Raw genomic sequence first — 12,841 nt, forward strand, 5'->3', positions numbered from 1 at the left:
CCGGTGTCCCGCCGCATCCGGGGAAACGGTCATTAGCCTCGAAGGCATGCGTCGGCCGAATCCTCGTAGCGCTGGAAAGCGACACATCGGAGTGGTCGCCTCCTACGACTTCACACGTCAGGAGGAGCTGTGCCGATGGTTCCCGCCGGCCGCCGAGTGGACGATGACCTCCACCGAGAAGGTCCGATACCGGGACAATCTGGAGCTCGTCTCCCGTCTCGGCAGGACGGGCCTGCTCGCCGAGCCGGTCCACGAACTCGTCCGATGCGGAGCGGAGGCCGTGGCGTACCTCTGCACAGCGTGCAGCTTCGCGGGTGGTGTGACCGGCGAGCGGGCGTTGCGGGAGGCGATCCTGTCCTACGGCGCCCGGCAGGCGCTGACGACGAGCGGAGCGGTCGTCGACGCGCTCCGTGCCGTGGGCGCGCGGCGCATCGCGGTCGTGCACCCCTATCAGGAGCCGGTCGATCGTCTGCTCGCCGCCTATCTCGCGGCCACCGGCTTCGATGTCGTGGCCCTCACCGCGCTGGGACTCGGCACGGTCGAGGACGTCTACACCGTGGCGGAACAGCAGGTGGTGGACACCGTCGTGAAGGGGGACCACCCCCGGGCGGACGCGGTGTTCATCAGCTGCACGAGCCTGCCCACCTATGACGCCCTTCCCCGTCTCGAAGAGCGCCTCGGCAAACCCGTCATCAGCGCCAACCAAGCCACCGCCTGGGCGCTGCTGGATGCCGTGGGCCTACGGGCGCAGGGGAGTCGGCCCTGACTTCACCGTTCAGGGTTCACTGTTTCGAGTTCACTACGAAGCGGGCTCCGCCGGGATCGGTCAGTACGGCCTCGGTCGCATCGAGGGCGATCTCCAGGACCTGGCCGCCGTGGTCTCGTGCGGCCCGCGCGCACGCCTCGACGTCGGCGACCATGAAGTGGATCCGCCAGTGCGGCCGGATCGCGGGATCCGGCGCGGATTCCACCGCGCCCGAGTGGATGCGGGCCACGACGTCGCCGCCGCTGCGCAGCACCACCTCTTCGTCCTCGTACTGGACGTCGCAGGAGCCGGGGGCACTGGACGCCCAGCCCAGGACCTCGGCGTAGAAGATGACCGCGTCGAAGGCGTCGCGGGTGTGCAGTTCCACGAAAGTCGGCGCGGCCCGGCGCCATTTCTCCCAGTCCGACACCAGCTCGCCCTCCCAGATCCCGAAGACGGCGCCGTCGCGGTCGGACAGCAGCGCGGCCCGGCCGGGCGGGTAGGAGAGCGGCCCCACCGCGGTCGTCCCGCCGCGCTCGTGGCTGCGGGCCACGGTGGTGTCCGCGCTGGACGCGGCGAAGAAGGGGGTCCAGGCGACGGTCGTCGGCAGCATGCTCTCCACCGCGGACAGACCCGCCACCGGCACCCCGTTCACGCTCGCGAACCGGTACTGGTCACCGAGCTTCCCGGTGCGCCACTCCCACCCGAGCACCGCCTGGTAGAAGTCCTGCGCGACGCCCAGATCACGCGTGGACAGGCTGACCCAGCAGGGCGCCCCGAACACCGTGCTGCTGGCCGGAGCTTCGCTTGCCAGTGTCTTGTCGCTGTTCATCTTCGTACCGTTCTGAGGTCGATGGAGGCCCCCGCCGGCCCGCCCGAGGCTCCCTGATCCCTTTCGGTCGCGGCTGCGGGTTTCGCACAGCAAAGGGAGAGCGCGTGCCCTCCAACGAACGGCCAGCCGCGTGGATGCGTCACCTTCACTCTCGCGGCTGCTCGAACTCCAAAAACGTGATAAAAGCCGCCCGCTCGATCGGGTTCGGCCGACGGGCACCTCGTTCGTAAAGACCGCGCACACGTCCATTAACGCTGGCTGCCGCCCGGCCCGCCTCTTCTGGCCACCGCAAGGCCGTCGCGAGCCCATCGGCGACGGTTACGTCCGATCGGGCGCAGGCGGCTCGGACAGGTTCTGGGCAGAGCCCTGGGGCAGGCGTCGGGCCAAGGTGTCGGCGAACTCCTCCGCGCGGGCCAGCTGGGTGCGCAGATCCGCGATCCGCTGCTGCGTGGTCTGCTCGAACTCCCTTACACGGCCGATGAGTTGCTCACGTACGTCGTCGGAGAGATCGGTGTCGGCGTCGAGCCGGTCGGTGGCCGCGAGGAGATCGCTCATCTCGTCGAGGGTGAAGCCGAGCGGCTTCATCCGGCGGATCACCATCAGACGGGCCACGTCGGTCTCGGTGTAGAGACGGAAACCGCCCTGGGAACGGGCGGAGGGGATGACCAGCCCGGTCTCCTCGTAGTGCCGGATGGTGCGCAACGACAGCTCGGTCCGTGCCGCGACCTCGCCGATCTGCATGTGCCCGCCGCTCACGCGCCCGCCTTCCTCGTCCTCTTGTCCTGAGTCGCATCGCCGTGCGTCATGTTGTCCTGTTCCACTCCACTACCCCGGAGCGACCCGCATCTCTACCGTAACGTTAGGGTAGAGTTGCGGATGACAGGGCCCGGTCCGCCGACGCGCCGGCCCCGCGAGGGCCGGTCCGGCCCGCCCGCGCTCTGCCGCACGCCCTTCTCTCCGGGAGTGCCCGATCGACAGGTACTGCCCCTCTTGTCCACTCCCGCGTTCTCTCCCGTCGCGCGACTGCGCGCCCTCAAGCCCGACTGGCTGTCCGATCCGAAGGTGTGGCGCACCGAGGTCCTGGCCGGACTCGTCGTCGCGCTCGCCCTGATTCCCGAGGCGATCTCGTTCTCGGTCATCGCGGGCGTCGACCCGGCGATCGGCCTGTTCGCGTCCTTCACCATGGCCGTGACCCTCTCGGTCGTCGGCGGCCGGCGCGCGATGATCTCCGCGGCCACCGGCGCCGTCGCGCTCGTGATCGGCCCGCTCAACCGCGAGCACGGCTTCGGATATCTCGTCGCGGCCGTGATCCTGGCCGGGGTCTTCCAGATCGTGCTCGGCGCCCTCGGCGTCGCGAAGCTGATGCGGTTCGTCCCCCGCTCCGTGATGGTCGGCTTCGTCAACTCCCTCGCGATCCTGATCTTCATGGCGCAGGTTCCCGAGATGCACGACGTGCCCTGGGCCGTCTACCCGTTGATCGTCGGCGGGCTGCTGCTCCTGGTGTTCTTCCCGAAGGTCACCAGGGTGGTCCCGGCGCCGCTGGTCTCCATCGTCGTCCTCACCGCGATCACCGTCGCGGCCGGGATCGCGGTGCCGACCGTCGGCGACAAGGGCGAACTGCCCTCCTCGCTGCCGGTGCCGGGCCTGCCCGACGTGCCCTTCACGCTCGATACGCTCACCACCGTCGCCCCGTACGCGCTCGCCATGGCCCTCGTCGGTCTCATGGAGTCGCTGATGACGGCGAAGCTCGTCGACGACATCACCGAGAGCCGGTCCAACAAGACCCGCGAGTCCATCGGCCAGGGCATCGCCAATATCGTCACCGGATTCTTCGGCGGCATGGGCGGCTGCGCCATGATCGGCCAGACCATGATCAACGTGCGGGTCTCCGGCGCCCGGACCCGCCTCTCCACCTTCCTGGCGGGCTCCTTCCTCATGGTGCTGTGCATCGTCTTCGGCCCGGTCGTCTCCGACATCCCCATGGCCGCCCTCGTCGCGGTGATGGTGATGGTCTCCTTCGCGACGTTCGACTGGCACTCCGTCGCCCCGAAGACGCTCAGGCGGATGCCCGCGGGCGAGATCACCGTCATGGTCCTCACCGTCGCCGTCGTGGTCGCCACCTCCAACCTCGCCATCGGCGTCGTCGTCGGATCGGTCACCGCCATGGTCATCTTCGCCAGGCGGGTCGCCCGCGTCGCCGACGTCTCCGCGGTCCTGGACCCGGACGGCAGCCAGGTCGTCTACTCCGTGACCGGCGAGCTCTTCTTCGCCTCGTCCAACGATCTGGTGACCCGGTTCGCCTATGCCACCGACCCGGACCGGGTCGTCATCGACCTGTCAGGCGCGCACATCTGGGACGCGTCGTCCGTCGCGACCCTGGACGCGATCGAGGCCAAGTACGCGCAGCGCGGCAAGACCGTCGAGATCATCGGTCTGAACCGGCCCAGCGCCGATCTCCACGAGACTCTCAGCGGCAGACTCACGGCCGGCCACTGACGTACCCGAGGAAATCCGATTCCGGGTACGCGGGCGGGGAAGCGCTGCCATATTGGAGTCATACGCCGGGCATCGCCCGGTAGTTGGGGCCCCGCCACGCATCCCCCGTCGTGGCGGGGCTTCGCCGTGCGGTGCCGCTTGCCGAACAACCGGGCCATGACGCCGCGTTCCGTAACCCGTCGGCATCGCTCCGATAACATGATCGGACCTCACAGCGATCTCACAGTGGTCGCCCTGAGCACCCGTGCTTCGCTAGACAACCTCGTTATCTAGCACGAAGGGCGAACTATCTACTAAAACTAACAAAACGGCTGAATAATTGATGAACGCACCAGCGCGAATACCTTCGCGGACACGATGCAGAACCGCGCTCTCCGTGTGGCGGCGACCATGGGTGATGCTGTGGACGGTGGCAGGTGTGGTGACCCTCGGGTTCCTCGTCGCCCTGGAGATCGTCGCGCGGCACTACGGCTTCGCGGGGCCGATCACCAACCAGGCGCAAGAGGTGATCTTCGCTCCCCGTTCGGGGCCGCTGTTGTATGCCGGCCTGGCCCTGATGATGGTGGTGCTCACCTGGCGGCAACGGTTCATCGCGGTGGGCGCCGCGATCGGTATCGACCTCGTCTTCCTGCTGGTGCGGTGGCTGGTCGGCGCCCAGCTGAGCTTCGGCAACGGCGCGTTGTGGGTGATCCTGGGATGCGCGGTCATCGCCGTCACGCGCCGTACCGGCGACGAACGTGTCCTGCTGCTGAAGGGCGTCGGGCTCGGCCTGCTGCTGGTGGCCGGACACAAGACCGGCGACACCTGGCTGCTCATCACCTCCGAGACCCGCCCCGAGGTGCTCGACCCGTACCTGGCGACCGCGGACCACGCGCTGGGCAACCCGTCCTGGCTGATGGGCCGGGCGGTCGCGGCCACCGGCCCGGTCGGTGAGCACGTACTGCACACCGTCTACGGCCAACTCCCGCTGGCGGCGGCCGTCATCGCGCTCTACCAACTGCGCAACGTGGCGGTCGAACGCCGCTTCCCGGGCCACCATCTCGTGCGCACCTTCCTGGTCATAGGCCTGCTCGGGCCGGCCGTCTACATGCTCTTCCCGGTGGTCGGACCGGTTTTCGCCTACGGCGCCGACGGCGGAAGCTGGGCGGTGGCCAACCTGTGGCCGAACACGCCGCAGATGATCGGCTCCCCGCACCCCGTGCCGTTCGACGAGATCACCCCGCGCAACTGCATGCCCAGCCTGCACACGGCATGGGCCACCACGATCTTCATCCACTCCCGCAAGGGCTCCCGGCTGCTGCGATTCGCCGGTGCCTTCTGGCTGGTCGCCACGCTCGCCGCCACCTTGGGATTCGGCTACCACTACGGCGTGGATCTCGTCGCCGGCGTCGTGTTCGCGATCACGGTCGAAGCGGTCATGCGCGCGTTCGAACGGGGCTGGGACGGGTCGGCGATCCGGCTGATCACCTACGGGACGACGGTGTTCGCCGCGCTGCTGGTGTTGTACCGCTATCTGCCGGTGCGGATGGCCGAACACCCGTGGCTGTTCGGCCCCCTGCTCATCCTGGCGATGTCCTCGGTGGTCTACGGCTACGTGCGGACCACCAGGCTGTGGCATCCGAAGGCGGCGCCCGCCCAGCTCCCGGAACCGCAGCTCATGCAGGCGTGACCGGCACGCTTCAGCAGGACGGCCCGCGGACGAATTCGGTGACCAGCGCCGCCACCGTCTCCGGGCTCTCCATGTGCATCACGTGGGTGGCGTCGATCCGCTGAACGCGGATCGACCGCCGGGCCCGGGAGAGCGCGGCCAGCTGCTCGGAAACTCCCCGCGCGAACCGGGCGCCGAACTCGGCGAACCACTCCGTGCCGGGCGCGGGTGAAGGCTGTCGACCCGCCTGGATCAGCAGCAGCGGGACGTCGACTCCGTCCAGCCATGTGGTGACACCGAGCGCCCCGAGCCGGTGGAGTTCGTCGAGGATCCCCCGCGCCGCCGCCCGTTCCGGCAGCGTCCGCCACGTGCCGTCGGGCAACCGGTGTGCCGCCGCGCGGGCAGCGGCCTCCGCGCGATCGGCGGTGATTCCGAGCCGCGCGGAGTTGCTGACCTGCTGCTCCACGTACCCGGCCGGCGCGATGGCCCCGGCCGAGGCCAGCAGCCCTTCACCGACCCGTCCGGCGCCGGGGAACTCGCGGCCCCACCAGAACCCGTCGAGATTCACCGCGGCCCGGGCCCGGTCCGGGTGCGCCCGGGCGTATTCGACCGCGACGATTCCGCCGAGGGAATGACCCACCATCACGGCCTCCCGCACGCCCCGCGCGTCGAGGGTGTCCACGGTGGCCCGCACCACGGCGGGGATGGTCCAGGGCGAGACCGCGGGAGAGCGGCCGTGCCCGGGGAGGTCGACGGCGAGGACCCGGTGTCCGGCGGTGAGCGGGGAGGCCGACGCGGCCCAGTCGGCGTGGGAGCGGCCGTAGCCGTGCAGAAGAACCAGTTGAGGGCCGTCGCCCCCGTAGTCATGGGTGTGCAGGAGTGTCATCGGGCCTCACGGTAGGGCACGAACACCGTCCGGAACAGCGGATTATGGGGGGCTCAGGCCCGGCCCGACGCGAGCAGGGCCGTGTGGGGCAGGACCAGTTCGCCGCTCGGGGTCGCGTACTCCGCGGCCAGCGACTCGAAGTGCCGCTTGATCTGCGCGATCACGTCCGGGGACTGGCCGGTGACGATCCGCCCGATGGTCGCCACTCCCGCGGCCGGGCCGCTCCACCACTCCTCGGGAGTCGTGCGGTGCTCCCAACCCAGGGTGGTGCAGTCGGCATCCGTAAGACCCGCCTCGCCCAGCAGGGCGGTGAGCCCCTCCTCGTCGCGCGCGAAGTCCTCCTCGGGAGCGAGCGCGGGAAGGTGAGCGGGCCGAGAGGCACCGGCCGCCTGGACCGCCCTGCCCAGCAGAGCCTGTCCGGCCGTCGGCGAGCCGGGCCAGATCGTCACGGCGATCAGGCCGCCGGGACGCGTCACCCGCCGCAGTTCCCGCAGGGCTGCCCGGGGCCGGCCCACATGGTTGAGCACGAAGTTGCCGACCACCGCGTCGAACTCGCCGTCGCCGAAGGGGAGGTGGGGGAGACGGGCGTACCGTACGTCCGCCCCAGGTACTGCCTGCACGGCCCGGGCCACCATGTCCGGTTCGGCGTCCACGGCCGCGACCTTCGCCCCGCGCGCGTACGCCGATACGGCCGCCGCGCCCGTCCCTGTCCCCACGTCGAGAACACGTACGCCTTCCCGTACCCCGGCGGCATCAAGGAGTTCGGGTACCGGATACCCGCAGAGTTTGCCGAAACTGTCGGCGTAGGCGTCGGTGCGTCCCGCCCACGCATGCCGCTCGGCCGCGTCGAACGCTGTCTGGGTCATCTGGTCTCCTCCCGGGGGAACGGTGGACGACTATGGGAACAAGCGTTTCTGTGGATAACTACCTGTGGATGAGAAAGTCCGGAAAACGCATGCGTTTCCGCGCTGTCCGAGCCTGCCGTCCCCGTCGATCCTGCGATAGAACTGCCACACGGCAGACGGGCCCAGTCGCGCCGTCATCGCCGCGTCGCCCGCATCCGGCAGCGCGGAAGGGATGCCGTGCCCAGACCCCGCTTGGTGTCCCGACCTCACCGCGCACGGCAGCGGTGGGACCATCGCTCCGGTGGTTCCGCCGTTGCCGCGCGATATCCGTCCCCCTCGCTATCCGCGCGCCACCGCGATCGCGCCCGCGAGCCGCTCGCCCGCCTCGTACACCATGTACGGCACCCCGCCCTGCGTGCCGAACGACGGTGCCGCCGAGCGGCCGTTCTCGGGTGCCCCGGAGCGGGAGTTGTAGAAGACGCCCAGATGCTTGCGGAGCGAGAAGTCCGTGCCCACCTCGGTGATCATGAGGTCGCCGCCGCTCTCCTTGTCCTTGTTGTAGACGACGTACGCGGAGCCGTTCCGGGTCAGCAGATGCGGGCCGCCGACGTTCACCGCGCCGACGTCGGAGTGGCGCACGAGCGGCGTCCCGTCGAAGGTCCAGGTCCGGCCGTCGGGTGACCAACCCCAGCAGATGTCACGGTGGTTGGTGGTGTTGTTGAGCATGAACAGCATCACGTACTTCGCCCCGCGCGCCGGCAGATCGTGCCGGAAGACCCGGGCGTACGAGGTCTCCGTGGTGCCCGACGGCATCATCGACGTCGACAGGACGACCTTGTCGTACGTGAAATGGACGCCGTCCTGGGAACGGGCCAGGCGCGTCGTGGTGTTCTCCCCGTGGAAGTACAGCCAGAACTCCTTCGCGTCCGCGTTCCACAGCACGTGCGGCGACGACACATGGCTCACCGAGTAGTGCGGGTCCCACTTGTTCGACACGATCGGGTTCGCCGGGTACTCCGTGAACGGGCCCTCCAGTGAGTCGCCGTACGCGAGGCAGATCCCGCCCGGCGCGTCGTGCGGCGCGTAGTACAGGTAGTAACGGCCCAGCGGGGAGGCCAACTTGTCGTACACGCCGCGTACGGTCGGGAAGATGATCTCGCCGGTCGGGTTGTACTTCAGCTGGGACGGCGTCAGCAGTGTGCGGACGTAGGTGTAGTCGGGGAATCCGCCGGGCGCCGCCGACGCGGAGGGCGTCGGGAGCCCGCCGAGGGCGAGCGCGGCGCCGGTGACGGCACTGGTGCGCAGGAACATACGACGGTCCAGGCCGGATTGCGGCTCATGCATGATCGGCTCCTGAAGTCGGTTGTGTGCTAAGGGAGTTCAGAGGTAGGTGGCCGCTGTGACGCACAGCCCGCCGAGCGCCACCGCCCACACGTAGGGCAGCGTCCTGACCATCACCTGCTGGGGAGAGACCCCCGCGTACTGGGCGCTCCACACCGTCTGGGTGCTGGTCGGGTCGGCGACGCCGAAGACCTGGTTGTACGAGGTGGCCATGCCGAGGACGGCGACGGCCGGGTAGATGCCGGTGGCGATCAGGACGCCCGCGATGCCCGCGCCGAGACCGAAGACGTTCAGCGGCCCCCGGTACAGGCACAGCGGCACCAGCAGCGTGAAGACCAGGACGAACAGCACCGCGTTCTGCGGGCTGACGGCCTTGACGAGGGGTTCCAGCGCGTCGACCGCGCCGGGCAGCTTCACCGCGGCGAGCAGGATGCCGATCGCCACGAACAGCGTGATGGGCGGCGCCGCCACCTCGAAGCCGCCGTACAGCGTGCGCAGCAGCCGCCGGTTCATGTCGCGCGGCCGCGTCGTCGTCACCAGCGCGTACAGCACACCCGCCAGCAGGGAGGGAATGATGGCCAGTTCGAAGCCGAGGGCCAGGACCAGCGGGATCACCGGGGTGAGCAGCGCGTACCACGGGGCATCGCCGAGGAGCTTGCGGCGACTGGGTGAAGTGGGCCTGTCCTGGACCGACTTGAGCGACCACGTGTGCTCCACACCTCGGCGCCGCGACTCGATCAGGACGTACGCGACCGCCGCGACCAGCGCGAACGGGAACAGCTTCACCATGAAGCCGCGCACCGTGTCCACCGGCAGTTCGAGGGCCGTGGAGAAGAACTGCCACACCGGCAGCTCGAACGGGATGCCCACCGCGATGCCCATCAGGATCGTCCCCGCGGCCGTCACCTTCGGAATGCCCACCGCGATCATCGCCGGGATGCCGATCAGCCCGGCGAGCATCGCCGCGGGCGCCGAACCCGTCACCGTGCCCACCAGCGCCGACACCGCGAGCACACCCAGCGCGACGAACACCGGCCGGTCGCCGCCGAACTCGACGATCTTGCGGACCAGGGTGCCCGCGATACCGGTCTCCTCCAGGAGTTTGCCGAGCCACGAGCCGAGCAGGATCGCGATCATCGTCGCGGCCAGCGCGGGCGCGCCCTCCTGGAGCACCGTGTCGAGGACGCTCTCCTTGCCGGTCAGCGGCGCCCCCGAGACGAACGCGATGACCACGGCCAGCAGCACGAGCGCGAACGCCGTGGGCAGCTTGCGGCTGAGCATGGCGGCCACACCGGCCGCCATGACGAGCAGAATGACGACACCCATGGGTCACTTCTCGCTTTCGGGATACGCGGCGGCGGCCAGCGCCTCCGTGAGCAGCAGGGGACTGCGGCCCAGGCCGCAGGCGGCGCGGGCGTAGGCGTGCGCCGCGAGTTCGTCGGCGCCCGCGACATGGGCGTACACGCGGCGCCGGCCGATGCGCAGCGCCGTGTGGCCGAGTGCCCGCTTGAACTCGGCCCGGACGTGGGCGTGGTGCAGCCAGGCGTGGGCCTGTTCGTGCGCGAGCGCCGCGGCCCGCACCGACCCCTCGGGGAACCAGTGGCGCCAGCCGCGCTCGACGACGAGCTGTTCGGCGCGGGCGAGCGTGTCGACGTACACCTCGACGACGGGCGGTCTCGACCGGTAGCGCGCGAGCAGTCCGGCGGCGAGCCCGTCGTCCCGCTCGATGACCCGGACAGGCACCGGATCCGGCGTCATGCACGCCCCGAAGTCCTGTGCCGCTAATGCCCATTGACGGAGCGTCAGGGGATCGCGGTGCTCGTGCGTGGGGGTCCCCGCGAGGAGGCGCACCGCGAGGTCCAGGTCGTGGTCGGCGCTCATGTGCGGGACTCCACGACGGCGACCACCGGCTCGTCGGCGCCGCGTGAGCGCAACTCACTGCGGGCCAGGGCCAGCAGGGCATCCGGTTCGAGGACGCCGGACAGATCCGCGATCCGCCCGCCGACCAGGAGCCGCACCGCGGGCGCCCGCATGCCGCCGTCGCCGTACGACGTGGTGTCCCGCACCAGCGACGCGAGCGCCTCACCGGCCGCGCCCACCGTCGTCGTCTCCACTCGCGCGTCGGACACCCCGAGCCGCACCACACCGTCGGCGTCCACCACCCGCACCGGCCGCCGGTCCGCGCGCAGTCTGCGCCGCACCTCGGTGCCGTACACGGTGTACGCGTCCGTGCCCGCCAGCACACGGACCCGCTCCTCGCGCGCCTTCAGGCTCGCCGCGGCCGCCCGCAGCCGCTCCGCGTCGTCCGCGCGGTGCGTCCGGTCCTGTGTGCGCAGTTCGGTCGCCCCGGTGGCGACGGCCCGCACCGTGCTGGTCTGCGGGTCGACCGTCACCTCCACCTCGACGCCGTCGGCTGCCGCGCCCTGCGCGACCACCGCCCGTTCGGCCTCGGCACGCACCGCGAGGATCTGTTCCTGGGTGGCTCCGGGGATGATGCGTTCGACCTGCTCCCGGACGAGCGCGAGGGCGACGCCGATCGGGCTGATCACCTCGCTGTGCCGGGCGATCCGCCCTTCGAGCCCCGTGTCCGCCGCCAGGTGCGGGGTCACCGCGGCCGCTCCGCCACCGCCGCCGACGAGGACGGCCGTGTCGCGGTCGAGCCGGTACTCCCGGACCATCGCGTCCACGACCGTCTTCACCTGAGCGGTACCCGCGTCGAGGACGGCGCGCGCCGCACCGGCCACATCGGTTCCGAGAGTGGCGGCCAGCGGGGCCAGAGCGGCCCGGGCCACCTCCTGGTCGCAGCGCGCGAAGTCGCCCTCCGGCACCCGGCCCAGCGCGTTCGCCGCGCACGTCATCGTCACGGCGAACCGGCCGCCCGCGGCGTCGAGGACCACATGGTCCTCGGGGTCGCCGTCCATCGGGCGCACCGTCACGACCCGCGCGTCCCGCAGTTCCTCCAGCGAGGCGAAACAGGCGTACGGCAGTCCCGCGATGTGCGCGCTGCGCGGCCCGACCCCCACCACCCGGCCCCCGCCGAGGCGCACCATGGACCCGCCGCCGACGCCGACGGTCCGTACATCGAGCGCGTTGAGATACGACGTCCTGCCGAGGATCGTCGCGTGCCGCACCGCCACCTTGCCGCGCCGCACCACGCTGACGTCCGTCGATGTGCCGCCGGTCTCCAGGAACACTCCCTCGCTGATCCGTTCCCGCATCAGCGCGCCGGCGACGCCCGCCGCCGGCCCCGACAGGACCGTCAGCAGCGGGCGGCGGCGCATCTCGTCCAGCGACATGACGCCGCCGTCGCAGCGCATCACCATCAGGGGCGCCGTCACCCCGGCCTTGGTGATCGACGCGTCGACGAGATCGGCCGTCGCCAGCATCCGCGGCAGGATCGCCGCGTTCACCACGGCCGTCCGCGTCCGCTTCTGCAGTCCGTACAGCGAGGTGATCTCGTGGGCCGCCGCCACGGGCAGTCCCGTCGGCCGGGCGGCGTCGAGCACGGCCTGTTCGCCCTCGGGCCGGTCCACTCCGAACGGCTCGGTGGCGACGAGGACTTGAGCCCCCTCGGCCCGCACCCGTACGACCGCGGCATGGACGGCATCGGCGTCGAACGGGTCGGCTACATGCTCGTACGCGAGCGGCAGGCTCCTGCCCGGGGTGAGTTCGAGCTTGCCGAGCGCGGCGAGCCGGCGCGTGAACACCGCTCCCGCGCCGCCGCCGATCCCGATCAGCCCCACCTTCGCCACGTCGCCCTCCAGCAGGGCGTTCGTGGCCTGGGTCGTACCGTGCGCGAGGAACGTGACGTCGTCCGCGGTCCGGCCGACCTGTTCCAGGAGCCGTTCGAGCGCCTCGACGATGCCGTGCGCGACACCGTCCTCGTGGTGATGGCTCGTGGGCACTTTCACCTGGCCCACGAGGGCGAGCGTCGCGGCGTCGACCGCCACGGCGTCCGTGAACGTGCCGCCCACGTCGATGCCGACGCGGATGCGACGGTCAGGGGTCATGTCAGGGCACCTCCTTGTGCGTTGACGGGTGTTTGACC

The 12,841-nt window shown here is 70.5% G+C and carries 11 protein-coding genes; 3 read left to right on the top strand and 8 right to left on the bottom strand.

The features are described from left to right. The first annotated feature begins 46 nt into the window (after positions 1-46). Complete coding sequence (locus tag AB0J02_RS11935; protein WP_363193480.1) at positions 47-766, top strand: Asp/Glu racemase; 720 nt, start codon at positions 47-49, stop codon at positions 764-766. A gap of 16 nt (positions 767-782) precedes the next feature. On the opposite strand, the gene AB0J02_RS11940 is transcribed toward AB0J02_RS11935, so the two are convergent. Both AB0J02_RS11940 and AB0J02_RS11945 read right to left on the bottom strand, forming a co-directional pair. Then, entirely contained in the window at positions 783-1,577 is a 795-nt protein-coding gene (locus AB0J02_RS11940; protein ID WP_363193481.1) for a VOC family protein, read from the bottom strand. Between the two features lie 318 nt (positions 1,578-1,895). After that, positions 1,896-2,333, bottom strand: coding sequence for a MerR family transcriptional regulator (locus AB0J02_RS11945; protein WP_363193482.1), 438 nt, complete (start codon positions 2,331-2,333; stop codon positions 1,896-1,898). Between the two features lie 234 nt (positions 2,334-2,567). On the opposite strand from AB0J02_RS11945, the gene AB0J02_RS11950 reads away from it, so the two are divergent. Further along, positions 2,568-4,073, top strand: a complete 1,506-nt coding sequence (locus tag AB0J02_RS11950) for a SulP family inorganic anion transporter (RefSeq protein ID WP_363193483.1) — start codon at positions 2,568-2,570, stop codon at positions 4,071-4,073. Positions 4,074-4,470: 397 nt separating this feature from the next. Then, positions 4,471-5,742: a phosphatase PAP2 family protein gene (locus tag AB0J02_RS11955; protein WP_363193484.1), complete on the top strand. Its 1,272-nt coding sequence runs from the start codon at positions 4,471-4,473 to the stop codon at positions 5,740-5,742. A 10-nt stretch (positions 5,743-5,752) separates the two neighbouring features. Here the strand turns inward: AB0J02_RS11955 and AB0J02_RS11960 are convergent, their stop codons facing one another. From AB0J02_RS11960 to AB0J02_RS11985, 6 genes are all read right to left on the bottom strand, one after another. Then, the gene (locus AB0J02_RS11960; RefSeq protein ID WP_363193485.1) at positions 5,753-6,607 is read right to left on the bottom strand and encodes an alpha/beta hydrolase; all 855 of its coding nucleotides are present in this window, start codon (positions 6,605-6,607) and stop codon (positions 5,753-5,755) included. 53 nt (positions 6,608-6,660) lie between these two features. Then, entirely contained in the window at positions 6,661-7,473 is an 813-nt protein-coding gene (locus tag AB0J02_RS11965; protein WP_363193486.1) for a class I SAM-dependent methyltransferase, read from the bottom strand. Positions 7,474-7,791: 318 nt separating this feature from the next. Next, complete coding sequence (locus AB0J02_RS11970) at positions 7,792-8,796, bottom strand: twin-arginine translocation signal domain-containing protein (RefSeq protein ID WP_363193487.1); 1,005 nt, start codon at positions 8,794-8,796, stop codon at positions 7,792-7,794. 36 nt (positions 8,797-8,832) lie between these two features. Next, the gene (locus tag AB0J02_RS11975) at positions 8,833-10,119 is read right to left on the bottom strand and encodes a transporter (RefSeq protein ID WP_363193488.1); all 1,287 of its coding nucleotides are present in this window, start codon (positions 10,117-10,119) and stop codon (positions 8,833-8,835) included. A 3-nt stretch (positions 10,120-10,122) separates the two neighbouring features. Further along, complete coding sequence (locus AB0J02_RS11980) at positions 10,123-10,674, bottom strand: hypothetical protein (protein WP_363193489.1); 552 nt, start codon at positions 10,672-10,674, stop codon at positions 10,123-10,125. After that, positions 10,671-12,803 carry a hydantoinase/oxoprolinase family protein gene (locus AB0J02_RS11985; protein ID WP_363193490.1) on the bottom strand — a complete coding sequence of 711 codons (2,133 nt, stop codon included), beginning with the start codon at positions 12,801-12,803 and terminating at the stop codon, positions 10,671-10,673. Before AB0J02_RS11985 ends, AB0J02_RS11980 begins: the two co-directional genes overlap by 4 nt. Between the last annotated feature and the right edge of the window lie 38 nt (positions 12,804-12,841).

The sequence above is a fragment of the Streptomyces sp. NPDC050264 genome, assembly GCF_040655895.1.
Classification (GTDB): Bacteria; Actinomycetota; Actinomycetes; order Streptomycetales; family Streptomycetaceae; genus Streptomyces.

Coding starts and splice junctions, on each gene's coding strand:
- AB0J02_RS11935 (WP_363193480.1), top strand. CDS start 47: ATGCGTCGGCCGAATCCTCGTAGCGCTGGAAAGCGACACATCGGAGTG.
- AB0J02_RS11940 (WP_363193481.1), bottom strand. CDS start 1,577: ATGAACAGCGACAAGACACTGGCAAGCGAAGCTCCGGCCAGCAGCACG.
- AB0J02_RS11955 (WP_363193484.1), top strand. CDS start 4,471: ATGCTGTGGACGGTGGCAGGTGTGGTGACCCTCGGGTTCCTCGTCGCC.
- AB0J02_RS11960 (WP_363193485.1), bottom strand. CDS start 6,607: ATGACACTCCTGCACACCCATGACTACGGGGGCGACGGCCCTCAACTG.
- AB0J02_RS11965 (WP_363193486.1), bottom strand. CDS start 7,473: ATGACCCAGACAGCGTTCGACGCGGCCGAGCGGCATGCGTGGGCGGGA.
- AB0J02_RS11970 (WP_363193487.1), bottom strand. CDS start 8,796: ATGCATGAGCCGCAATCCGGCCTGGACCGTCGTATGTTCCTGCGCACC.
- AB0J02_RS11975 (WP_363193488.1), bottom strand. CDS start 10,119: ATGGGTGTCGTCATTCTGCTCGTCATGGCGGCCGGTGTGGCCGCCATG.
- AB0J02_RS11980 (WP_363193489.1), bottom strand. CDS start 10,674: ATGAGCGCCGACCACGACCTGGACCTCGCGGTGCGCCTCCTCGCGGGG.
- AB0J02_RS11985 (WP_363193490.1), bottom strand. CDS start 12,803: ATGACCCCTGACCGTCGCATCCGCGTCGGCATCGACGTGGGCGGCACG.